The organism is Vibrio echinoideorum (assembly GCF_024347455.1).
In the GTDB taxonomy this organism is placed as follows: domain Bacteria; phylum Pseudomonadota; class Gammaproteobacteria; order Enterobacterales; family Vibrionaceae; genus Vibrio; species Vibrio echinoideorum.
Map to the genome: position 1 here is coordinate 3,324,723 of NZ_AP025483.1, position 24,513 is coordinate 3,349,235.

Consider the following 24,513-nt stretch of genomic DNA (forward strand, 5'->3'; position numbering starts at 1 on the left):
ACCTAAACAATTCCCCCCCTCAACTTTCTCCTTTCCACTTTCTCCTTTCCACTTGAGGCTTTCATCTCCCTCCCCATGAAGTGTCACACTTATTATCTGAATTCAGGCCCAACATCAAAAACACATACGTTCAACACAAAAATATTTAGATGACCAACATGGTAATCGACAGTTCACATTCTGAACTTCCCCAACCAAACTAGATAACTCGTTAACCAACGTTTTGCTTTAGAAAAATAGAGACCATATCTCCAGCCATTATGTTTCGGCTAAACTTTGGAGCAGATTCAATGCTACATTGGCGTATATTCTGATAAAGCTCTTTATCCGAATATAACTTAAGCACTGCATCAGTGATTTGTTCGACATTTTCACTTTCTACAACTAAGCCCGAGTTGGTGCCACGTATAATCTCAGTAGCCTCACCCTCTGGCACGCTCATAACTGTGGGTATTCCCATACCCATACATTCAAATATCTTTGATGGAATCACAGTCCTAAACAAGTCGCTATTCACCAAAGGAACCAATGAAACGTCGCAAAGTGACCATACTTTAGGCATCATTTCTTTAGGCTGACGATCAATAAGCACCACGTTGGAAAGGTTATTTTCTTTTACTAGGTCAACTACCTTTTGACGAGCAGCACCTCCACCGGCGAATACAACTCGAATATCATCATGACTCTTCAAGCGTTCAGCAACATCAACGATATGTTCAAGACCATGTGCCATGCCATGAGTGCCGACATAGCCAACAACAAATTTTCCCTCCAAATCGTATTGCTCAGCAAGCGAGTTGTCTTTAGCCTTCGACGGTTCATATTTGGACAAATCCACGCCATTTAGAACGACATCAATTTTTTCACCATCAATGCCACGTTCAATGAGCTCTTTCTTAAATGCGTTAGTCACTGAAACAATTGAGTCAGCTCGGCGATACAGAAACAATTCGATTTTCTCAAGCATGCGAATCACAAAGCTTTCCTTCATCGCACCGACAGCTGTTATCGAAGCAGGCCAAATATCACGAAGCTCAAACACAAAAGGCTTTCTTCTGACCGCTGATAACGCCCATCCTGCACACGCACAGAAGAACTGTGGTGAAGTCGCTACGATTACATCTGCCTTTTTCTGAAACAATCCCGCAAAGAAACCAGTCACCATAAACGACATGTAATCTAGGATGCGTTTTACAAAACCTTCGTTCGCAGTAATGTATGTTTTAACTCGAACTACTTTAATCCCATCTAAGTAATGAGTTTGATACCAAGAGTTTTTGAAGCCCTCGAAGAGCTTTCCTTCCGGAAAATTAGGCGCACAGGTAATAACTGTGACTTTATGACCAGCGTTAACCCAACGAATTGCATGCTCGTATGTTCTTGTCGCTGGAGCATTTCCTTCTGGAGGGAAGTTATCTGTCAAAAATAGAATGTGCATTACGTTATCCGTTCGAGAACAAAGGTCACTTCATTCTGCTTAAAATCTACTAGAAGCTTTTTATTGGCGACCGATAGGCCAAATTCTGGATGCCATGTGGAATCAAGTATGACGGTATCACCGCCCTCTACTTTAACCACGTACTTGCTGTTATCCGGTAGTTGGATGATGAGTTCGTCCTCATTCAAAACTTGTATATCTGGATGCAAGTGATAATGTGCCTGTGCATCATTAAACTTACCTGTTAGTAAGTCTGAGACAACCAAGCTTTCAGGAGTTAACTGCCAATTACGGGTATGTATCACCTTTCCAGGTAAACGCATGTAACCGTCATGCGAACATTCGACACTAACGGTCTGCTCGTTAACCTTAATTTCTGGGTTACTCGGATAAGCACGCCTCGCAACTCGGAAACCACTCCACACTTCTGAAGAGTCTTCACCATCAACCACTACTGTGTTGTGGGTTTCGGTTTTACGCTGCCTGTGTCTTTCTTCTCCCAGTCCGTAAACAGAAGTACCACTGTTCACAAAAACTCTCTGATTACCAATACTTAACTCAAATGAAAGTGTGTCTGCATGGGCATGGCCAGGAATATAATCTGGACCTACCTTGGCTACATCAGTGATAAGCTTTATCTTGTTCACTTTCGCAACAACATAACCACTATCCTTTAACAAAGTAACTTGCTCACCAATAGAGCTAGGTAGATCGACGTTCAAGATTTCGGCATATTCTTTTAGGCTTTTGAGTCTCGGTGCGATGCCAAATGCAGAGTCATTAAAGAATGAAATATCGCCATCAGGATGTTCCATCAGCTCTGCCCATTCGAACATTTTCAAAATGTACTCATACCAGGCACTCTGAGTTTCACTCGGAATTAAGTCATGATAAACAAGACTCAGGTGATATAAATCGAGCATATCAGCCAATATGGTGTTGTGATACATTGGTGTCAATTCAAAATTACCGCCATCAGCTAAGATTTGTTCAGGAACCTCCTTTTCTAAAATCGCCAGACCTCGCATTAACCACGCTTTAGCATCCTTCCCTTTGAAAAAACAACCGGCAAACACTAACCCTTTTGCGTTAGCAAATAGATGGTTCCCAAGTAAATGGTATTCTAACTGTTGGTCAAGTGCCTGAACTTGAAGAGAGAGACTCGATAACCATTCTGATTTAGGCTCATTTCCGTATAAAAACCACTTTATCCAATTAACGGAACGAAGTGAGATTGTGTAAGGCTCCCAACCATTACCCATCATAGGAGGATTCTGCGCAATCCAAGTATCGATAAGGTCTGTATGAATATCAGTCCGCTCTTGCCACCCAAGTTGATTTAAATCGTCAAAATAATGAAGATTATAAAGCCAAAGTTTGGCTTTATTCTTATCATTCCAGTCACTAAGAACATCTACCACGTTCAGGAACTTAAACTGTCTGCTACCTTGATAGCATGATGGTAAAACAGAAAACAAAAGCCAGTCGTTTGAAGTATGGTTACATTGGGTAATCGGCGCGCTAAACCTTACTTTATACAGTTTCCTATAAACTCGATTCGTCAACTGAATTGGCTTGAGATATTTTAGTGTGTGATAAAGATTTAGTATTTTATTTATATAAAGGATCATGAATTTTATTCTCACTAGCATTAAGTGTATTAACTCAGGTAATCACCAGATAAAAAATAGAACTATGGTTTGAAATGAAAAAATTAACCATAACCATAACCATAACCATAACCATAACCATAACCATAACCATTCAATACTATGCGATAAATATAATACAATATAAAAAGAAACTATTATACCTATTTTTAAAAATCAAAGTACTCCCCCCTGAAGAATCCGGAATATAATAATGAACATAGAAATACAAATCAATAACTTGTAAATTTAAAACGTAATTCCCACAACTTATCATATATTTTTAACTAATCAACAAATCTATGGAAATTTACTTTGGAAGTATAAAAACAAAATTGTGAACTTAATCATAACAAATGAATAATACGCACAAAATTTTACATCAAATATTTTTGAGTAATAATTTTGGTTTGAACCAAGTTACTAGGCCTAGTTTTCTGTAGGAAAAGAGGGCCAGGTTTGCTTTCCAAAAAATATTGGTAATAACGAGCGATATTGCAGCGCCCTGCACGCCAAAAGGAGAAACGAATAAAAAAAGTAAAGATAAGTAGATTACAACAGATAACACCATGATTTTTAACGTAAAGTTTTCAAACCCTGCCATATTAAGCAGTACGCCGGGGGAACCAAGCATGGTATTAAAAATCTGACCAACAGTAAGTAAAAGTAAGACCGGATAAGCGTCAACATACTTTTGACCAAACAAGAAAACGATAACCTGCTCTCCGAACGCAAAAAACAAAATCACGATTGGAATCATAAAACAAGTGGTTATTTTAACACTTTCCGATAATGTCGTCTGCATTTCTTGTAGCCGATTTTCTTTATATAAACTAGAGAGATCCGGAGATATGACAGTGTTTATCGTATTCATAGCTAGCATTATTATAACAATGCCCTGAGAAGAAACTTTGAAAATTGCTACGTTTTCACTAGTCGAAAACATCCCTAAAAAAAGCACACCTAGCTCAGCGTTAAAATTAACTAAAACAAACATCAACGTAAACGGAAGTAGTGACTTTTGCCAAGATGTTACATCCATTTCAACAGAGGAACTTTTTAAAGCGACAGAAATTTTCATGGTTTTGAATAATACAAAAGAAAAAGTCGCAGCAAAAATATAAGATATGAGGTTTATAATCAGCAAATCCATAGAGTCAAAAATTTCTTGGACAAAAACTAGGTAAAGTGTACAACCAAACAAAATAAGTGAGTAAACAATAGCTTGCGCCAATTGTGATTCCAACGTCTTTTTGGTTCCATTTATTATGGCAGAATATCTTAATGTAGTCACCTTAAAAAAAACAATCAGCAAGATGATTAAATTTAGATATGAAATTTCAGAAGAAGTGGTATATATGAATACGAGATAGCAAAAAGATACAAGAACATAAACAATTAAAGTATATATCCCAGACCACGAAACTATACCTTTAAGTTTTGAAAGGTCGTTAACTTTACTTAATTGAGATACTTCTCTGACAAGCAACTGTGGCAGTCCTGCTATGACAGGAATTGCGAGCAATGAAACAATTGAAAGCAAATAACTGTAATTCCCATATAGCTCTAACTCTGAATTTCTAGCTATAATTACACCTGTGACTATAAGTATTATTTTACCAATGAATTGTATAAAAGCTGAACCGAGAAACAATTTTAACACCTTATATTCCTCTCAGTGATAACTTGATTGATATTCCATGGTAATTTGTGCCAATGCTATAAACCCAAATAAAATCGACAATATTGTCATCCATTTCAGGAAATAGAAACTGCCCATATTGGAAGTATCGCATTGACAGACAATCTTTTGATTCGGAGTATAGTTTTTTTACACTTCCATTTTTCATCACATATAAAAAACATTCAGATGTATTGTTATAAGAACTTGGCTCGCATACTGTAGAAAAAATGATGCTTTCACCTACATTTTTAGTATAAAATACTGAGGACGGTAGCGGATTATCGAAATAGCCTATAGCCTTTTGGATATCGTTCCTTTCAAGTCTATACAAGTAATTAGTTTCAAAAGGGGTATCAGTACAATAAAATATATTTTCATCTGTAAAACAAAGTTGTACCGTTCTTTGTTGTTGACTACCTTTTAAAAAAGGAACAAATTTTTCCTTTTTACTGTTAAATTTCCAGATAGCAGATTCAACATCACTATCACCTGTCGTTACATAAATGTCTTGGTTATAAGGATCAACAAAAACTCCATGTATGTGTCTTATATTATTAAATTTTGTGACTGTGTAATGAAACCTCCCATCGGTTTTAAGTAATCGGACTTCTGAGTTGTCATTATTCGAAATATATTCGCCATAATACAGCATATCATCGATATGCGTAACACATAGCGGTCGACTACCTATTATTTTAATTGAGTTCAAAATATTAAACTCTAGGTCCAACTTAATTATAATTTTGTTATAGATTACAAAATAAAAGTTATTGGTTCTCACAAAATGATGCACTCCCAATCTTAGGAGTCTCGATACTAAGTGAAGATTAGATAAAAAACGATCGAATAAACTGTTGGATAAATCACAGAGTAATTCAGAACTATCTTGCTGATTATACTTTTTAAAAACCCTACTGCCTTTTGAATAGATCACATAGTCTACATCACAGTAAAGAACGCGCCCTTTAATATGCTCTAAAATTTCTAATTTTGTTTCCATAATACATACTTAATATACAGACCAGTCAACATAACATTAACGAGCCTTATTATTGTAAAAAATCCTTTCTCGAGTATATTTCTCTCTAGAATAGACTTCCGATAACCAAACTTTGAAAAAGCATCTCTCAAACATGATTCTACCAATAAGATATCAAAATGTGACAACTCGTTTTCCCACTTCTTTTTGTTTGTTGCCAAAATAGGCCCTAGTGTTTCCTTTTTCCAACTAACCTCTTCTTTAGAAACAAGAGTCTTAGAAACATCTGAAAAATTTAACATTTTTGGTTCAAATACGATGGATAGTTTGTCACATATATCATCCAATGTACGTTCTGGATTTTGAATTAGGTCTTCATATTTTAAAGTAATATATCTGCCTGCAAATAATTCAGCACCTAACCGCTCGGCTAGTTCAAGTTGAACTTTATTTGCGAACACATGCTTAAACACACTTCCTTTCTTAGACCATTCGGCTTTCTTTTTTGATAATAACACATCCCTTGGATCTCGAATGATATGTACTATATATGAATTCGGTCTTAAATTATGGATCAAACTTAAGTATTCGATTAATTTAGGGTCTTTATCACAGACAAATTCAGTAGTTACATTACTCTCTAAAAAATATTCATAGACTTTTTCTGGTCCACTGTTTTTACTAACAGCCGCTAGTTCTTCAGAGCTGATATCTTTGTTTAAACGTTTTATTTTCTCATCATCAATTAAAGAATTAAAAAAGGAAACGTCACCTTGATTCATTCTTTTTCTACTATTCCTAGAGCCAAGATATCTCCTCAAAATTGAATTCTCTGGCAGGGTAGTAATTTTGCTATGACTACCTATCATCGACTGTAATAAGGAAGTACCTGATCGGCCTACGCCAACAATGAATATATTCTTCAAATTAATATCCCTAAAGCTCAATATTCGCGACCTGTGCAGCCCACGATTCATTTTGTGCGATCTCAAAACTAATTGTTTTCGCTTCATTCAAATAGTTTTCGTAATTTTCATTCAAATCTAATAACACAGAAAAGAAACCTTCATCGCTAGCCTTATAAGGTATATATGAATTATAATCTTCTACCTTTACTTTCATGCAATCTGCTATAATAATCGGTAAACCTAAACTACCATATTCAAACAGCTTCATAGGACTGCCGCTCTTAGCCATGTCAGTATTTTTTGAATGCATAATTAGCACAGGATTAGTAACTTTCTCAATTTTACTTAATAAGTTTTTTTGTTCAAACTTTCCATGGAACAATATTCCATCTGACGTATTCCCATCGTCAAATCCAAAGATATGCAGATTAGATATGAGCGAAGGTTTCTTCATTTTATTAATAGTACTAAATAGAAAGTCCCAATCGTAATAAGATTGCTTCGTTCCAAAGTAAACCAAGCTTATAGGCTCTTTAACATCGTTTTTAACGTCGAGTGCTTTAAATATGTCTTGGTCGTAGCCATTTGGTACGATACTGGATAGTATGATACTTTCTTTTATACCTGTCACTGTGGATAGTTCTTTTAGCGCTTGATTTGACATTAAAAACAAATGAAATTTTGAACCTAATATTCTTAAATCAAACAAACTTAGTTCTTTAAGTATACGACCCTTCCAAGATAAACTTGTTAAAGAGTTGACTTCGAATGTGATATCACATTTTAAGAATGGCCTTGCGAAATAAAATACTAATGATAGCAAAGGTTTCCACCTACAAACTACCACATCATAATTTTTTCCATACTTAAATAAAAACCAGAATGTGTAAAAGACTAGAAAGTAATTTGCCGGCCTATACTTTATTCTGGTTGTATCAAAGAATCGCTCTAGACCGTAGCCACTTACAAGTTCTATTTTATTGTTATTCTCTAAGCAACCTTTGATAAATCCACAAGCATGACTCACCCGACCTCTCATTCCCTTCTTAAAAAAGTCCACTTGAGGAAGTAAATATAATACGTTTTTATTTTTCAATTTTATTCATCCTTAAAAATCTACCCCAGGACAAAGAATTAATCAGTATAAATAGTATCAAAAACCTATTTCCTGATAAGGAAAAGCTTTTCATTGACATTAAAAGAATAAAGATAAAGAGTAAGAATAAAATACTTTTCCTCTGCCTCACACTTTTGAAATAAACATATAATACAGACATAAATAAAAACATAGACACTAATCCACCTTCATAATACAACTCAGCGAATATATTATGAGGATAGCCGTAAATATCATGATTATTATAATCTATACCGAATGAGCTAAATCCTTTCCCGATAACAATACTAATATATTCATTAGATCCAAAGGCAAAATTTAACATGTTTTCTCTAGACTCGTTGCCTGAATTAAATAGATCAAGCATTCTACTAATACTCCTATCAAAAAGGATTGCGACTTGATCTTGAGAGATAAAATACATTATGCCAAGAAAGCATGAGAAACCAAAGAAAGCTAGTAACATATAGAATATACTCTTAATGTTACGTTGCATTAAGAAAATATCAAATAAAATAACAGCAAGCATAAATATTAATGGACCTCTAGAGCCCGAAACAACTAATGCTATAATGTTTATAGTTATCAACAATAATAACTTGGATTTGCTGATTGCTATCTCTTCTTTCATTAGTAAATAATATGATAAAATCCCTACACCACTTAAAGTACCTGCATGCATATACAAACTAACAAACTCTTCGTTCTCTAACGTCCCACCATAAAATATTTTTGGGTACACCATTAAAAATATCACACTGCTGAAAGAAGAAATATGCCCAAGAATAACTAATATTTTTTTTTCATTTAAAGGTGTCAAACTAATTATTAGGCCATAGATTAATGTTAAGCTTAATGTTGCAAACTTGCTTTTGAACGCATTGAATTCACCATAATTAACTGTATAGTTCAGCAATTGAAATATGTACATCAAAGATAATAACGCAAGAATTAAAGCGCTATTTTTATTTATTTCATTTGGTTTTTTAACTACAATTAAGATAGATAGAAAAATAATTGATATAACATTTAAACTAACTGGAATATTTAAGCCATAAATCTTAAAAACAAAGTCAAAGAATGTGGAAAATGGGACAATAGCTATCAAAAAAACAGATATATCATGTTTATCATACATTAGGGTGTTTCCCTAAAATAAATACTTTTAGCGCTGACAAAAAATCTACACGATATGGTAAGAATATGATCCAAGACCCAAAGGATCTTAAAAATACATACAGATGTTTTAATTCGAAATAGTATCTTAATTTCAACCCTAAAGCATAGCCAAGTTCTTTTCTCCGAAAATCACTAATTGATGCACCCAAGGTAGACTTGTCATGTTCAAATCCTCTAATAACCTCGACATTGTTTGTTACGTTTGAAGCCCTGCACATAAATGAATAGTCTACGGCATAAAGAACAAATCGCTCATCAAAATAACTTCCATATTTGGCGCTTATTCGCTCTAGTAGTTGACTACTAATTATCATGCCGCTAGCAATTGCGGTGGGACGATTTATCAAGTTGCATTCTAAGTTTGGGCTAACTACTTTCGTACCAACAGTAACTAATGGTAAAATCAAATCATGTTCGAATGTTCTAGCTTTGTTTTTTAGATCTTCAAAATACTCTTTAGTTAGATAAGAATCATCATCTAACACTACATAATAGTCAGCACTATAAGAATTTATAAATCTATTGTAAACATTAGATAGAGGAGTGTTGTTCTTACTATTAATAATTTCAATTCTGCTTTTTTTCAAACTACAATCTTCGAAAAATATCTCCTTTATACCATTATTCCAAACTAATAAACTAGTATCCATATCTTCAAAAATTTCATGATTGTCAATAAATGAGCGATAAGTGCTACTTTCTTTCAATTCTCTGTTATAAATAATTATCAGAAATACAATATTCATAAATCTTACTTTTCATAACCAAAATTTTTAAAGTCTTCAGAATAAAGTTCAAATACAATATCTCTAGCTCTATTTGATAGCACACTTTTCTTATTGTCTATGGGATGTGTATTGACCTTACCTAAATTTATTTCTCTCTGGATTTCTTTAGCTACAATTTTTTTCATTTCAATTAGGTTTTCAAATTTAAAAACTGCTTTTAACACCAAACTACCGTCGTTGTAGACATAATCAGTCTGTGTTCGAAAATGATCTGCCTTCTTTAATATGGCGTGTTCTAGCCCCCCATTTATTACAAAATCGTTTAGATCTGAGTACTTTGATATATATATATCTCGCCAAACCCTATCATTTATATTCATTCCCCCTCTCTTCAAATAATCATATGCTGATACTAGCCTGTTATAAGGATTTCTAACCACACTAAAGGTATACAAACTATCAAAATAACTTTTATCTTTTCTTATAAAATCTGAAGCCGTTGCATGAGTTGAGCTATCTATGCCATATAGCTCTTTCACTACACTCATACCAGCTGATTTGGGTATATGTATAAATATAAACGAATTGTGGTAAGGCTTATATGGGTCTTTTCTAACTAAATTATAGCCGGTCTTTATTAGAAAGTAGTGTCTTGCATATTTAATGTAATATTTAAAACTAAATTTATTCATAGTATCAAACTCTATATTTAATTAGTTTTGCAGGTACGCCACCCACTATTTCATTAGCATTAACATCTTTAGTTACAACTGAACCTGCAGCCACTATAGCTCCACTTCCAATTTTGACACCAGCTAAAATTGATACTCCGGCTCCAATCCAAACGTTATTTTCAATAATTACTGGACTAGTATAAATGCCCTGTTTATTCATGTTTAGAGTATTGCTCTCATATTTGTGATTGGTGTCTCTTATAGATACATATTGTCCAATCATTACATCATCACCAATAATGATTGACTCGTTACAGCCAAATGTACAAAAATCTCCACAATAAGTTCTTTCACCAAAAAAAATCGTGCTGGTACCTTGTATATTACAATAATCACCTAACTTGTTATTGCCATTCAACACAACCTTAAGTTGACCATTTTTGACATTTAAAAATGTCAATTTAAAATTTTTTCCAAGACGATATTTACCATTGGACTCTATAAATGGATGATATTTAACTTTAGACCTATAATAGTAAAACCTATCAACTAAATTTATTAATTTTACAAAAGCTAACTTATATATACTTCCCACTTTAAAATCAAATGACATTGGCTGCCTTAATTATTCTATTTAAATACCATACCGGTTTAGTTAATATAACATTAATTACTTTCAGGTAAAAAGGAACATCAGTTTTACCTATCGATTTTTTAATCTTTATTACCCCGTTATTTTTTATTCTATTCCCGCCGATATTATGGCCAATTTTTAGATACTCATTTCTTTCTATCTTTACGATTACATTTTGAAAGTTTACTGAAGTCTTTAATTCTAACTCTTTTAGTGCTTCCGAAGGCTTATCTATAAAGTTGTCATAGTTAGTTTGCGAGTATTTACTTCTGCCATAAAGTAGGGTGATCAAACTTAAAAAGTATCCAACCGACCAGGACAAAGATAAGAGGATAGAATAAAATACAAACAATACTTTACTAGGTTTAAATCTACATCTCAAAAACTTTAGATGTTCTCCACCCAAAAACCTTTTGTAGGTTGAAGAGAATACAGTGAGAGGCTCTCTAATTAAGTGTACAACATGGGAATTATCAATATACTTTGTTAAAAATATCGCCCTAGTAATCTCTTTAGATGAGTCGACAATAACTTCTGATTCAGTGACTTTACTAATCGCTCTAAACACCGAATTTTGAATATAAATCAGACGCTCAATCTCACTATTTTCCTTACTATAGAAAATGATTTTATACAAATTCTTCAAATGAAAAAACTCACTGAAATATTTCATATCATTATTAAAATCTTTCTTAGTATTAAGCTCATACTCTCTTTTTATTTGAGACCAAAAACCACACTCTAAAATAGATTCCCCACAAGAACAGTTATCGTATTCTAGTCGAGATATGCCAGAAATAAACTCCCCAACACTATCAACACCATCATTGTTTCCAAGAACAATATCAAGTATCGTAGAACCACTGTGACCACGGCCCATTATGTATATTATTTTCATTTATCGATTCGCAATTAAATTATATTTAGTCTGTCTTTATTTTTTACTATTTATTCAACGTAACTTTATATCTATACTTTTACCAGAAATTCTTTTAAATTTCATTTAGTATTACACCGTTTCTGTCTTTTAGCGACAATTTTGGCTCTCCTAATAATGGCCATTTAATATTAATAGTATCATCATCCCATGCTAAAGACACTTCAGCGGATGGGTTATAGTAGTCAGTGCACTTATACACAAACTCGGCCTCTTCACTCGTAACATAGAATCCATGTGCAAAACCTTCTGGCACCCAAAGTTGGCGCTTATTCTCTGCAGACAGGTACACTCCGACCCACCTCCCAAACGTTGGGGAATCTTTACGAACATCAACAACTACATCAAAGACTTCACCGGAAACAACTCGAACTAATTTTCCTTGTGTGTTTTCAGTTTGATAGTGAAGACCACGGAGAATGCCTTTCTTTGATTTAGAGTGATTGTCTTGAACAAATTGGATCGGCTTACCAGTAACAAGCTCTTCAAACTTTTTTTGCTGCCAGGTTTCCATAAAGAAGCCACGCTCATCACCAAAGACTGCAGGCTCTATAATCTTCACATCAGGGATTTCTGTTTCTATTACTTTCATGTCAATCACATGTATTCATTGATATTTTTCAGGGCTAGGTGCCAATCACTCGCTTCAACAGAGAAACCTTGAATGATTTTCTCGTTACTCAATCGAGAGTTACTTGGGCGCTTTGCAGGGGTTGGGTATTGGTCGGTGGTGATGCTTGTTAAGCTCGGCTTCTTCGCTAGCACTCCTTGCTCAGCCGCTACATTAAAAATAGCATCAGCAAAGTCAAACCAACTGACATGTGGCAAACCCGAGTAATGGTAAACACCATAATCCACCGCATCCCCCTGAGTGATGCGTTTGGCTATTTGAATCAATGCCCCCGCAATATCACCCGCATACGTCGGCCCACCAAACTGGTCACCGACAATACTCAATGCGCCTCTGTTTGCACCTAAACGCAGCATGGTTTTCACGAAATTATTGCCGCTCTCACCAAACACCCATGCAGTACGAAGAATAATGTGTTTATCACACGCTTGCGCCACGGCAATTTCACCGGCGAGCTTGCTTTTACCATAAATGCCTTGCGGGTTTGTCGTATCCGTTTCCCCATACTCACCGGCTTTATTGCCTTCAAAGACATAATCGGTCGAGATATGCAGTATTGCAGCATTAACACTTTGTGCCGCTTGTGCAAGGTATTTTGGACCATCACGATTTATCGCGTAAGAAAGGTCGACTTCTTCTTCTGCCTTATCAACCGCTGTATGTGCCGCCGCATTAATAATGATGCTCGGTTTAAACTCAGCAACCGCTGCATTGACGGCATCTTGACTTGTGATATCAAGGTGCTCTCTATCAAGCGCTAACACTTCAGTATTCTCATGGTTCGCTAACTGCTCAGTTAAACTTGAACCCACTTGGCCATGGCAACCCGTAATTAAAATACGCATTAGCTTACTGCCTTTTTCTGAGTTTCAGTCACTAAACGCGTCAAATACTGACCGTATTCGTTTTTCATCATCGGCTTAGCGAGCGTCAATACCTGCTCATCACTCAGCCATCCGTTGCGCCATGCGATTTCTTCTAGACACGCGACTTTTAAGCCCTGAACATTCTCAATCGTTTGCACGAAAGAAGAGGCTTCATGCAGACTTTCGTGTGTGCCAGTATCTAACCATGCAAAACCACGACCGAGTAACTCTACGTTTAGCGAGCCGTCATTTAAGTACATTTCATTGAGAGTAGTAATTTCTAACTCGCCACGGTGTGATGGTTTCACTTGCTTCGCCATTTCTACCACTCGATTATCGTAGAAATACAAACCTGTGACTGCATAGTTGGACTTTGGTACTTGAGGCTTCTCTTCAATAGAGACGGCTTTCATCTCTTCACCAAACTCAACCACACCAAAACGCTCTGGATCTTTCACTTGGTAACCGAATACCGTAGCACCAGATTCTCTTGACGCCGCGCTTTGCAGCGTTTTAGAAAAAGACTGACCGTAGAATATATTATCACCCAGCACTAAACAGACGCTGTCATCACCAATGAACTCTTCACCGATAATAAACGCTTGTGCTAGACCATCTGGGCTTGGCTGAATCGCGTACTCAAGATTAATACCGAAATCAGAACCATCACCAAGTAAGCGCTGGAATCCTGCGTTGTCTTCTGATGTTGTGATAATCAAAATATCTTTAATGCCCGCCAGCATTAACGTTGAAATCGGGTAAAACACCATCGGCTTATCGTAGATAGGCAATAGTTGCTTTGAAACACCACGGGTTAATGGGTATAAACGCGTACCTGAACCACCCGCTAGTACAATACCTTTCATTCGTTACCTTCCTTTGGTTCAACAATTTCTACACCTAGACGCTCACGTTGGTAGCTGCCATCTTGCACATTTTGACACCACGCTGAGTTGTCTAGATACCATTGCACTGTCTTGCGAAGACCCGTTTCAAAGGTTTCCTCAGGCGTCCAACCTAGCTCACGCTGCATTTTAGATGAATCAATCGCGTAACGGCGATCTTGCACATTGGTGATCTGCTCAGCATACGCTGACTCTTTCGGCACTAACGAGTCTAGGATTTCACAAATCGTGTTCACAACTTCAAGGTTTTTCTTCTCGTTATGACCACCAATATTGTAGGTCTCGCCCACTTTACCTTCGGTCACGACTTTGTAGAGCGCTCGCGCATGGTCTTCAACAAACAGCCAGTCACGGATTTGATCGCCTTTTCCATAGATAGGAAGGTCTTTACCCTCTAGAGCATTAAGAATCACTAACGGGATCAATTTTTCAGGGAAGTGATAAGGACCGTAGTTGTTTGAGCAGTTGGTTACTATGGTTGGCAGTCCGTAAGTACGCAACCATGCACGAACTAAGTGGTCGCTCGAGGCTTTTGACGCCGAATATGGGCTTGATGGCTCATACGAGGTTGTCTCCAAAAACATTGGCAGCACTGTACCTTCTGGAACTTCATCGGGATGTGGGAGATCGCCATACACTTCATCGGTAGAAATATGATGGAAACGGAACTCGGCTTTCACACCTTCTTCAAGCGTATTCCAGTACTCGCGAGTCGCTTCTAGCAGCGTATAAGTGCCAACAATATTGGTTTCGATGAATGCGGCAGGGCCTGTGATTGAGCGGTCAACATGTGATTCAGCCGCGAGGTGCATTACCGCATCGGGTTTGTGCTCAGAGAACACTCGGTCAAGCTCTGAACGATTGCAAATATCGACTTGCTCGAACGCATAACGTTTACTTGAATCCACGTCAACAAGAGACTGTAAATTACCTGCGTAAGTGAGCTTGTCAACGTTGATCACGCTGTCTGAAGTATTCTTGATGATATGACGAATAACAGCTGAGCCGATAAAACCAGCACCGCCGGTAACGAGGATTTTCATTACCAGATGCCCTTCGTATCGATAACAAATGAATCAGTTAATCTAATCTTCTTAAACTGTTTATGATCCACAAGCATCACATGAATATCAGTCTTTGTTAGAGACTCATCAATTGTCACTAGTTTAATATTATCATGCTTAATTTCTTCAATATTAGGTTCAATGGCTAACACTTGGCCTGAATGAAAATCTGCGATAGATTTTGTAATATCTAACGCAGGACTTTCACGCAAGTCATCAATATCAGGTTTAAATGCTAAACCATAACAAGCAATAGTCACATCTTTTGCGGTTTTAGATGGGTTCGCTTGTAAAAATTCAGCCAATGCAATTTTAACTTTATCAATGACCCATTCAGGCTTTTTATCATTCACATCACGCGCAGTTTTAATTAACTTTGCTAGCTCTGGTGTTTTTGAAACAATAAACCAAGGATCAACAGCGATGCAATGCCCACCAACCCCTGGTCCAGGTTGTAGAATGTTAATACGAGGGTGGCGGTTTGCTAAAGCAATCAACTCCCACACATCAATATCGAGATCATCACAAATCATCGATAGTTCGTTTGCAAAAGCAATTTGAACATCACGGCAGCTATTTTCTGTCAACTTGGCCATTTCTGCGGTACGTGCATTAGTGATCACACAATCACCCATAACAAAGGTTTTGTACAACTCTACACTGCGCTCTGAACAGCGCTTACTCATACCACCAATTACGCGATCATTTTGTACAAGTTCTGTTACCACATGACCGGGTAATACACGCTCAGGACAATGTGCAACATTAACATCTGCACTTTCACCGTGCGTTTGTGGGAATGTTAAGTCTGAACGCGCTTCACTCAACCACTCCGCCATTTGCTCAGTTGCACCGACTGGTGATGTAGACTCTAGTATAACTAAGTCACCTTTCTTCAATACTGGCGCAATTGCTTTTGAAGCCGCTTCGATATAACGAAGATCCGGCTTTGGAATATCACCTTCATTTTCAGTAGGAAGAAATGGGGTAGGAACTGCAATCAAAAAGGCATCTGCAGCTTCTGGAGTCGTAACCGCTTTTAAAAAGCCTTGCTGGACTGCGGCACTTACTAACATATCTAAATCTGGCTCTACGATATGAATTTCACCGCGATTGATGGTATCTACAGCGTGTTGATTGACATCGACACCGATAACTTTTTTCTTACGCGATGCAAACATCGCTGCTGTCGGCAGCCCGATGTAACCTAAACCGACTACTGAAATTGTTTCAAAAGACATTATTATTCCCTAAAGTTTTATTTTGCTAATTCGTTCAAGATTCGTTTACAAGCTTTACCGTCACCGTATGGGTTGTGTGCAAAACTCATCGCTTGATAAGCGCTTTCATCCGTTAGTAGCTGATTTAAATTCTCAACAATCATGTCAACATCAGTACCAACTAACTTCACCGTGCCGGCTTCAACCGCTTCTGGGCGCTCTGTGGTATCACGCATTACTAGAACTGGTTTGCCTAGTGAAGGCGCTTCTTCTTGAATGCCACCTGAGTCGGTCAAAATAATGTGCGCGCGGCTCATTAAGTAAATGAATGGCAGGTATTGCTGAGGCTCAATAAGGTGGATGTTATCAATGCCTGCAAGAATGCGGTTAACCGGTTCGCGCACATTTGGATTAAGATGCATTGGGTACAGAATTTGCGTATCCGGGTGCGCTTTAGCCGTAATAGCAAGCGATTCACAAATGCGCTCAAAACCGCCACCAAAACTTTCACGGCGATGACCAGTCACAAGAATCAGCTTTTTGTTTACGTCTAAGAACGGGAACTGAGCAGAAAGCGTAGCGTTCAAATCTTTGTCAGAATCGATCTTGTCTTTGACCATTAGCAAGGCATCAATGACGGTATTACCCGTTACTGAAATGTCTTCTGGATTAAAGTTCTCTTTAAGCAGGTTTTCTTGTGATGTTGGCGTTGGTGCAAAGTGGTATTTGGTCAACGCGCCAGTTAATCTGCGATTGCCTTCTTCAGGCCAAGGTGAGTAAATATTACCAGTACGGAGACCAGCTTCCACATGACCGACAGCAATTTGTTCGTAATAAGCCGCTAGGCTTGCAGCAAACGTTGTTGCCGTATCACCGTGCACTAAAACCACATCAGGTTTGAATTCTTCTAGTACGGGTTTAAGCTCTAACAAAATACGCGCTGTCACTTCATTGAGTGTTTGCCCCGCTTTCATTAAATTCAAATCGTAGTCGGGCGTTATTTCAAACAACTCTAAAACTTGGTCAAGCATTTCACGGTGCTGAGCCGTCACACAGCACTTGGCTTCAAAGCGATCATCGGCCGCTAGAGCATGAACCAAAGGTGCCATTTTGATGGCTTCTGGACGCGTGCCAAAAACCGTAAGAATTTTTTTCTTAGTCATTTTATGAAGTTTCCAACCGACAGGTTATATTAAAAGAAGTGATTTTTTGTGACTTTTGATCTCAGCATTAAAAACGCACTGAGACACTTTTTATTCATTTTGAGACAGTCTATTGCAGACAATCCTTTATAAAACCTAGATTTTACTACCTTTTCAAAAACCGCCCTAATAGGCCGCAAAAAAAGCTTTTTCAACCTTTAAGCTTGCCGCACTTTTTAACTTGCTATTACTTGCTAACAAGCTGCATTTGGGTACGCTACCGCCATTAGGTTTGGCTCCTACAGGCAATGAATCACAATTTATCACTGTGCTTCAGGTTTATGCGTTTTTCATACGGTTTTAAATATGCGGGGCATTCTAGCAAAGTAAGTGCATATTAACCAGTTTGAAATTGACTCTGGCATGACAAACAACTCACCACGTATTCAGCCACCGGAAGCATTGTACGTCTTGCAGGTACTGAGTGCCTATGTGGTAGCGGTTTTCTTGTGCTGCATCGCAATAGCGCTTTTCTATATCAATGAAAATGTTGCCGTTGCGGTACAGGGACACGAAGCTGGGGTTGTTGTTTACCACTAAGAGCTCTTTAATTTCAGTGCGTGTTAGCCCTTGTGGGTAGTGGCTAACCAGCAGTTTCAAGAACTCGCCTATACGCCCTTCCACTCGCGCTATCTCTTTTTCTAAAATGGTTACTTTTTCTTCCATTGTCAGTTTTTTTAGGCTGGTATCGTCCATTTTCCCTCTCCTAATTCTACTTTTGTTTCTTGCCGTTTTTTGTCTGTATTCGCGTTTGCTCTGCCTTAGCCTTTGGTTTTCCTAAGATTTTGTCTTTATAGGCTCTTAATTTTTCAATAGCTTAGGACTGCGTAAACAAGCGCTTAGTCTGTGAATGATCGAATGGTCACTGCTTAGAACCCGTGCCGGGCGATTTGGATTGAACTAGGGCCTTGATACGTGCTTCGAACGGATTGGTGGTGCTTTTGGCTCTGTAGTCCGCTAGTGCCTGAGAGACAGGAGTCGGTTGTTGAGGTTTGCTTTCGGCTTGATTGCTTTTGATTGGCTGCGCTTGATTTGAAGCTGTTGTAGGCGCATCTACTTTTCTTGATCCTACGGCTTTTATCGATTGAGCTTTCTTTGAGGATTTCACCGCTTGTGTTTGCTTAAAGACTGGCGATGAGTCTCGCTTCGCTTTGGCTTGGGCGCTTCTTCTTAGCCAGCCATTCACAAAGTGGCCAATGTGCTCAAAGGGTTTGCGCTTATCCGGGTTGATGTACAACCACGCTTGCATGGCATGCAGTTCTTGCAGCACATCTAACTTTGGGTAGGTACGTTCTAATATGGTGGTGAACTCATGATAAATCGGCGCATTGCCCTCTTTAGTGAGCAGATGAATCACGGCTTCATTCTGTTGGCTTATTGGTTTGGTGACGTTGGCTTGAGGTGTCGAGATCTCATGTTGTTCAGAACCGCTTGGGGGATCAAGTACATCGGTGTCATCTAAGATGCCATTTTTCAAGCTCAACTCTGTTTTATGTTCTTTATGAAAGATTATGTGTGCCAGGTGATCACTCTCCGTGTTGGATCTTGAGTCACCCAGGGGAGTGTCTGAATGGTCTGTTTTCTGCGCCTGTTCTGTTTTCTTTTCTCGTTCTGTCTTCTGTACATTTTCTGGCGAGGCTGACGGTAAGTCTGTTTGTTCTACATTGGCGTTATCTAGGTCGGTTTGATCATTTAGGTCTAGATCTCTGTCTTCTTGATCTAGAGCTCTGGCTGCTTGGTCTAGATCGGCCTGCTGAATGTGGCTGTCGTTGGGTAGGCGCAGCTGATATATATTGCTGCGCTGGCGTCCTGAATCATCAAACCGCTTTATCCGCTTCACAAAGCCTTGTTTTTCCAATTCGTTAACGTGTCGTTTCACGGTTCTTACCGACACTTCGCAATATTGCGCCAAGTAATTTAGGGAAGGAAAACACACGCCGCGCGCGTCTGCATTGTCGGCCAATTTTAATAGCACCAACTTACTGATAGGCGATCCGGTTTTTAATGGGATGAAAGAAAGAATGAGGGAAACACACATGGGTAACGCTCCTTGTTAAATGATCATTCGTACAGAAATCCATTGATATAAAGGGCATTAACAACACTTTTTGGCGCTTTGGGGGCGAAAGGCCTATGAGATAAGTTGTAAGAAAAGATGTTTGGTTAATCGCCTCGGATAGATATGCAACATCAACCTTATTAAGCAATGACTTTTCGAAGCACCTCTCACTTTTTTGTGTTCCTCTGTTTTCGTGTTATTCCCGCCAACCCCAATCAAGAATGGTGAAGTACATTGCCCTCCCCATGCAGCAATAAGGTGCTTAATGAAGGCGATAGTTTCTCTTTTTATTTCAGCGTATCAACCCGGTATGGCGAGCATCGAGTGCCGTGCTAACTCCCTCATTCAATCACGCCAGCCGTTATTTTTTATTGATAGTGATGGGTCTGGCCAAGTACTGAGCTATGAAGCCGGCGGTTATAAAGAAAGCCAAATGGAAGGTTGTTATTTTAATGAGGATGAATGCGGTGACGTCCCCAGCTATGAGGATATTTGTTGGATGACCAGCCGAGCGCGGCGCAGGCAGCCACTGGGTTATTGCGTGATGTATTTGCGTTATGTAAACCAACACTCTGGTTATGCAAAAACCGTAGCCGCCAGTTTGCGACAACACATCGCATTCCACCCTAATTTAAAAGAATCGTTATCAACGTCTTTAATCGCCTATTTACAACAACACGAGGATTTATTTTGTCAAACACTCCACCAGCAACTGATCGAGTTCCACACCAGCCGTTAGAAGCGTCTGCTGATTCACAAGAACTGGATGACTCGGAAGAGCGGGCTAGCACGCAAGAGCGAAGTCCTTCGTTAGAGCCTTGCTTTTCACTCGCGCCCTATTCCTTCAGTCTCGTTTCGGTTTTACTCCGTTTGCCTCATTGCCCGGCATTCTCATTTATTACGGTGCATTGCAGCGCCACACCACCACAGCAAGATGTAGACGTAGCCGAGATTCGTCGATGGCATAAAAAGAAAGGCTGGCGCGATGTGGGATATCACTTTGTTATTCGTCGCAATGGGGATGTCGAACTTGGCAGGCCACTGTCACAAACTGGCGCGCATGTGAAAGGACACAACAAGGGCAATATTGGGGTTTGTTTGGTCGGAGGCTGTAATGCCGAGCTGCAACCAGAAGATAACTTCACACTTGCGCAGCGTAAGGCGCTGTTTGGTTTGATGACTGCGCTACAAGAGCAGTTCTTGATTTCAGATGAGAATGTTAAGGGGCATAAAGATTGGGGCGTGAATAAAGCATGTCCGGTTATGGCTTTAAGAGCTTAAGAGCAGATGCGGGATTCGAGTATCGAGATTCGAAAGGCTTAAGAGCTGATGAGAAAAGTGAGAACAATAAAGTGAGAGTGGTGCTTTTAGCTCCTCCCCTTTATCACGACTGTTACTTGGCAAAAAATATCCAATATAAGGGGAGGCTGGGAGGGGTTGGTTAGGCATTCGCTAGCAACCCCCTCTAACTCCCCCTTTTATTAACTACACCACTCACAATAGTCCGGCGTTCAAGGGGGAGGACCAAAAGCTAAGTCTTCGAATCATTTAAAGTGCAGATGTGGGATTCGAGTCAGTAGGATACGGAAGGCTTAAGAGCAAATTCCAGATACTTCGTTCCTCACTTCTAAAGCAACAGAATGGGGGAATGACGAGAAAGGCGAGAAAGGCGAGAAAGGCGGTCAAAGCCAATCAATAAACCAAGGAGCAGTATGACATTGTTCGGAAGAATATTCGGGAGCCAGTCTTCTATTAGCAAGGGGTTAGATGCACTCACCAACACAGGAGATGCGATGTTTTTTACTGATGAAGAAAAAGCGAAGCACAAGCTGGCACTGCTTAAGGCGTATGAACCTTTTAAGTTGGTACAGCGCTACATTGTGTTGTTGTTCACCATTCCTTATGTGGCACTGCATGTGATGGTAATTCTGGGCTGCATGCATGGTTACGATTGGAAGCCTTTAGGGGAAATGACCAATGAGGCGTTTGGTTATCCGGTGTTAGCAGCGATTGGATTGTATTTAACGGGTGGGGTGGTGAAGAAGTAGAAGAGCAGATGCGAGTAACGGGTAAACGGGATGCGAAGAGCTGAAAGAGCAGATGCGAGTAACGGGTAAACGGGATGCGAAGAGCTGAAAGAGCAGATGCGGGTAGCGAGTAAACGGGATGCGAAAGGCTTAAGAGCAGATTCGGGTGAAGAATAGCGAGATTCGAAGAGATGAAGAAATGAAGAGCGGATTCGAGTGGCGCTTTTCGTATCTCGCCACTCGAATCTCGCATCTGCCTTTCTGCTCTTCGTTACCCGATTACTCGCATCCCGTTACTGCTCTTTATTTCTTGTCGCTCGAATATGCGTAGTTGTAGTAACCGTAGCCGTACGAGCTTGATGCTTTCTTCTCGATGGCGTTGAAGATAACGCCTTTCACTTCGATACCTGATTGTTCGAAGCGGTTACGAGCTACTTCTATCTCTTTAATGGTGTTTTGACCGTAACGCGCCACCATTAATGTGGTACCCGCAAAGGCGCCAACAATACTTGGGTCGGTTACCGCAAGTACGGGTGGGGTATCAACAATCACCAAGTCATACTCTTTTGCTGCCCATTCCATCAGTTCTGCAAAGCGTGGGTGCATCAGAAGCTCAGAGGGGTTGGGTGGCACTTGGCCACGAGTAATAATGTCTAGGTTCTCTACTGGTGTTCCTTTAATAGATTGAGCAAACTCTTGCTTACCGCTTAAAACATCAGAAAGGCCATTGTCCCAGTTCACACCAAAGCTTTGTTGAAGGTAACCTTTACGCATATCGGCATCAATCAACAACACTTTTTGGCCTGTTTTTGCAGCTACTGCGGCAAAGTTGGTCGAGATGAATGATTTACCAATGCCTGGCGCAGGGCCAGAGATCATCAAGACGTTGTTTTTCGCTTCGAGCATTGCAAAGTGCAAACTGGTACGAAGGCCACGCAGTGCTTCAACAGAAAGGTCCGCAGGGTTCGATTCAGCAAGCAGTGCTTGAGTGCCCTTGGTTTGCTGTTTCTTCGATTTAAAGCGGTTGGTTAGCTCAATTTGTAAATCTGATTTTGGTACCGCTGCGTATACCGGAAGGCCGATTTGTTCAATTTGGTCAGGGCTTTCAACACCACGGTGGAACGCCGCTTTCACCAATACAAACGCGACACTTAACATGCCACCCAGTAACGTCGCCAATACAACAATCAGCGGCTTCTTCGGTTTAACGGCGCGAGCATACGCTTGAGCGTCATCTAAGATGCGAACGTTACCGACCGTACCCGCTTTAATAATACTCAGCTCTTGAACCTTGTTTAACAGCTGGATGTAGATCTGTTGGTTTACTTCTACATCACGTGTCATACGCAGTACTTCACGTTGTGTTTTTGGCAGCTTCTGTACTTGCTTGTTTAGGCGTTCTCTCTCACCCAATAACGTTTTGCGTTTATCAATCAGGGCTTTGTATGCGGGGTGATCTTTAGTGAAGCGCTGGCTGATGTCGCTCTCTTTAAACGTCAGTTCATTCAATTGCGCTTCAAGCTCTACCATTACCTTTAGGGTTGATTGTGCTTCTAAGCCTAAGTCGATCGATTCGTTCTTTTGGCGATAATTGTTCAGTACGTCTTCATAGCCAGTTAGCTCAGATTTAATGCCCGGAAGGTGGCTTTCTAAGAACTCTAGGCTCTTCTCTGCTTCTGCTGAGTTACGCTTCACGTTTTGTAAAAAGTAAATCTGGCTAATGTGGTTAAGGAGAGCAGAAATCTGCTGTTTGTTTTCACCTTCAAAACTTAGCTTCAGAATACCGGTTTGCTTGCCTTGTTCAGACAAAGACAAAGAAGATTTCAACCATTCTATCGCTTGTAATCGGCTACGTTGACCAATCGAGAACTCAAAACCGTTATGCGATTCAAAACCTGCCACAAACAAGCTGTAGTCGTCGGCTGTTGCTAACTCACCCACTTTGCCTTGCAAGATAACGCGCTCATCGTCACGAACCAGTTGGTAAGTGCCCTGTTCGGCATCTAGGATCTGGATCGTGTGCCCGTAGTCGCTTGCATAGCTTGGCATGTTAAAACGGCTAACCGCAATGTGGTTGATGTCGCCAGTTAAGCGTGCAAAGCCCTTACCGACGATAGGTGCATAGTTAGGTGATGTCACCGTCGTGAGGTTAAACTTATCAACCGTTTCACCCAAGATCATACGAGATTTAATGATCTCGACTTCTGTTGTGGCAGAAGATTCTTGAGAGAACAACTCGCCCATATCTCCGACCATCGATGAAATGCCGCCAGAGCTTTTTTCTTCAATTTGAATCAGGGCATCGGCTTTGTATATCGGCGTTGAAAGCAATGCAAACGCAATACCAAACACAGCAAAAACAAATGTGGTCAGCATGATTAGCCATTTAGCGTCCAGCAGAATACCAAGCAGTTTCCCTAGATCTATCTCATCAGAGTTATCTGTGTGTGATTGCTGAGAGGGTTGTGTTGTCATTTGTTTGCTACTTCCTAAACTAGTATTTTGAAGAGAAGCTAAATACGGCTTATTTGCTTCTCTTTTATATGATTCTATTAATGGCTATATGTCACAGCTTTACTGGGTAAGCTTAACTGACTATATAGAAAGCTTAA

At 39.3% G+C, this 24,513-nt stretch carries 23 protein-coding genes; 3 read left to right on the forward strand and 20 right to left on the reverse strand.

The annotated features are described in order from the left end of the window. Nucleotides 1-211: 211 nt before the first annotated feature. The 19 genes from OCV36_RS15070 to OCV36_RS15160 all read right to left on the reverse strand — a co-directional run bounded on the left by OCV36_RS15070 (nt 212) and on the right by OCV36_RS15160 (nt 19,853). A complete protein-coding gene (locus OCV36_RS15070; protein WP_135455647.1) occupies nt 212-1,438 on the reverse strand; it encodes a glycosyltransferase family 4 protein in 1,227 nt (408 codons plus the stop codon). Beyond that, nucleotides 1,438-3,057, reverse strand: coding sequence for a heparinase II/III family protein (locus tag OCV36_RS15075; RefSeq protein ID WP_135455857.1), 1,620 nt, complete (start codon nt 3,055-3,057; stop codon nt 1,438-1,440). Before OCV36_RS15075 ends, OCV36_RS15070 begins: the two co-directional genes overlap by 1 nt. 412 nt (nt 3,058-3,469) lie before the next feature. Next, nucleotides 3,470-4,750, reverse strand: a complete 1,281-nt coding sequence (locus OCV36_RS15080; RefSeq protein ID WP_135455649.1) for an oligosaccharide flippase family protein — start codon at nt 4,748-4,750, stop codon at nt 3,470-3,472. 1 nt (nt 4,751) lies between these two features. Then, a complete protein-coding gene (locus OCV36_RS15085) occupies nt 4,752-5,771 on the reverse strand; it encodes a hypothetical protein (RefSeq protein WP_135455652.1) in 1,020 nt (339 codons plus the stop codon). Next, nucleotides 5,756-6,763, reverse strand: a complete 1,008-nt coding sequence (locus OCV36_RS15090) for a sulfotransferase family protein (protein ID WP_135455654.1) — start codon at nt 6,761-6,763, stop codon at nt 5,756-5,758. The genes OCV36_RS15085 and OCV36_RS15090 overlap by 16 nt, the downstream gene beginning before the upstream one ends. Continuing rightward, on the reverse strand, nt 6,687-7,754 hold the full coding sequence (locus OCV36_RS15095) for a glycosyltransferase family protein (RefSeq protein WP_135455656.1): 1,068 nt from the start codon (nt 7,752-7,754) through the stop codon (nt 6,687-6,689). Before OCV36_RS15095 ends, OCV36_RS15090 begins: the two co-directional genes overlap by 77 nt. After that, the gene (locus tag OCV36_RS15100; RefSeq protein ID WP_135455658.1) at nt 7,744-8,913 is read right to left on the reverse strand and encodes an O-antigen ligase family protein; all 1,170 of its coding nucleotides are present in this window, start codon (nt 8,911-8,913) and stop codon (nt 7,744-7,746) included. The genes OCV36_RS15095 and OCV36_RS15100 overlap by 11 nt, the downstream gene beginning before the upstream one ends. Next, complete coding sequence (locus tag OCV36_RS15105) at nt 8,906-9,700, reverse strand: glycosyltransferase family 2 protein (protein ID WP_135455660.1); 795 nt, start codon at nt 9,698-9,700, stop codon at nt 8,906-8,908. Before OCV36_RS15105 ends, OCV36_RS15100 begins: the two co-directional genes overlap by 8 nt. A gap of 5 nt (nt 9,701-9,705) precedes the next feature. Further along, nucleotides 9,706-10,374 (reverse strand): sulfotransferase family 2 domain-containing protein, encoded by a 669-nt coding sequence (locus OCV36_RS15110; protein ID WP_135455662.1) that lies wholly within the window; start codon nt 10,372-10,374, stop codon nt 9,706-9,708. Between the two features lie 4 nt (nt 10,375-10,378). Next, nucleotides 10,379-10,969, reverse strand: a complete 591-nt coding sequence (locus tag OCV36_RS25480; protein WP_280953054.1) for an acyltransferase — start codon at nt 10,967-10,969, stop codon at nt 10,379-10,381. Continuing rightward, nucleotides 10,959-11,888 carry a hypothetical protein gene (locus OCV36_RS15120; protein WP_135455665.1) on the reverse strand — a complete coding sequence of 310 codons (930 nt, stop codon included), beginning with the start codon at nt 11,886-11,888 and terminating at the stop codon, nt 10,959-10,961. Before OCV36_RS15120 ends, OCV36_RS25480 begins: the two co-directional genes overlap by 11 nt. A 94-nt stretch (nt 11,889-11,982) precedes the next feature. Beyond that, nucleotides 11,983-12,519: a dTDP-4-dehydrorhamnose 3,5-epimerase gene (rfbC, locus tag OCV36_RS15125; protein ID WP_135455667.1), complete on the reverse strand. Its 537-nt coding sequence runs from the start codon at nt 12,517-12,519 to the stop codon at nt 11,983-11,985. 5 nt (nt 12,520-12,524) lie between these two features. Beyond that, on the reverse strand, nt 12,525-13,403 hold the full coding sequence (gene rfbD, locus OCV36_RS15130; RefSeq protein WP_135455669.1) for a dTDP-4-dehydrorhamnose reductase: 879 nt from the start codon (nt 13,401-13,403) through the stop codon (nt 12,525-12,527). After that, on the reverse strand, nt 13,403-14,290 hold the full coding sequence (rfbA, locus tag OCV36_RS15135; protein ID WP_135455671.1) for a glucose-1-phosphate thymidylyltransferase RfbA: 888 nt from the start codon (nt 14,288-14,290) through the stop codon (nt 13,403-13,405). The genes rfbD and rfbA overlap by 1 nt, the downstream gene beginning before the upstream one ends. Continuing rightward, complete coding sequence (rfbB, locus tag OCV36_RS15140; RefSeq protein ID WP_135455673.1) at nt 14,287-15,372, reverse strand: dTDP-glucose 4,6-dehydratase; 1,086 nt, start codon at nt 15,370-15,372, stop codon at nt 14,287-14,289. Before rfbB ends, rfbA begins: the two co-directional genes overlap by 4 nt. Then, nucleotides 15,372-16,634: a UDP-N-acetyl-D-mannosamine dehydrogenase gene (gene wecC, locus OCV36_RS15145; protein WP_135455674.1), complete on the reverse strand. Its 1,263-nt coding sequence runs from the start codon at nt 16,632-16,634 to the stop codon at nt 15,372-15,374. The genes rfbB and wecC overlap by 1 nt, the downstream gene beginning before the upstream one ends. A gap of 17 nt (nt 16,635-16,651) precedes the next feature. Further along, nucleotides 16,652-17,776 carry a non-hydrolyzing UDP-N-acetylglucosamine 2-epimerase gene (gene wecB / locus OCV36_RS15150; RefSeq protein WP_135455676.1) on the reverse strand — a complete coding sequence of 375 codons (1,125 nt, stop codon included), beginning with the start codon at nt 17,774-17,776 and terminating at the stop codon, nt 16,652-16,654. Nucleotides 17,777-18,190: 414 nt separating this feature from the next. Continuing rightward, nucleotides 18,191-18,511: a hypothetical protein gene (locus OCV36_RS15155; protein WP_135455678.1), complete on the reverse strand. Its 321-nt coding sequence runs from the start codon at nt 18,509-18,511 to the stop codon at nt 18,191-18,193. 166 nt (nt 18,512-18,677) lie between these two features. After that, entirely contained in the window at nt 18,678-19,853 is a 1,176-nt protein-coding gene (locus tag OCV36_RS15160) for a helix-turn-helix domain-containing protein (protein WP_135455680.1), read from the reverse strand. Nucleotides 19,854-20,139: 286 nt separating this feature from the next. Between OCV36_RS15160 and OCV36_RS15165 the strand changes: the two genes are divergently transcribed. The 3 genes from OCV36_RS15165 to OCV36_RS15175 all read left to right on the forward strand — a co-directional run bounded on the left by OCV36_RS15165 (nt 20,140) and on the right by OCV36_RS15175 (nt 21,922). Next, complete coding sequence (locus tag OCV36_RS15165) at nt 20,140-20,613, forward strand: hypothetical protein (RefSeq protein WP_135455682.1); 474 nt, start codon at nt 20,140-20,142, stop codon at nt 20,611-20,613. Then, entirely contained in the window at nt 20,565-21,155 is a 591-nt protein-coding gene (locus tag OCV36_RS15170; protein ID WP_135455684.1) for an N-acetylmuramoyl-L-alanine amidase, read from the forward strand. The genes OCV36_RS15165 and OCV36_RS15170 overlap by 49 nt, the downstream gene beginning before the upstream one ends. Nucleotides 21,156-21,586: 431 nt before the next feature. Beyond that, on the forward strand, nt 21,587-21,922 hold the full coding sequence (locus OCV36_RS15175) for a hypothetical protein (protein ID WP_004733275.1): 336 nt from the start codon (nt 21,587-21,589) through the stop codon (nt 21,920-21,922). Nucleotides 21,923-22,204: 282 nt separating this feature from the next. Here the strand turns inward: OCV36_RS15175 and OCV36_RS15180 are convergent, their stop codons facing one another. After that, entirely contained in the window at nt 22,205-24,376 is a 2,172-nt protein-coding gene (locus OCV36_RS15180; protein ID WP_135455686.1) for a polysaccharide biosynthesis tyrosine autokinase, read from the reverse strand. Nucleotides 24,377-24,513: the final 137 nt, after the last annotated feature.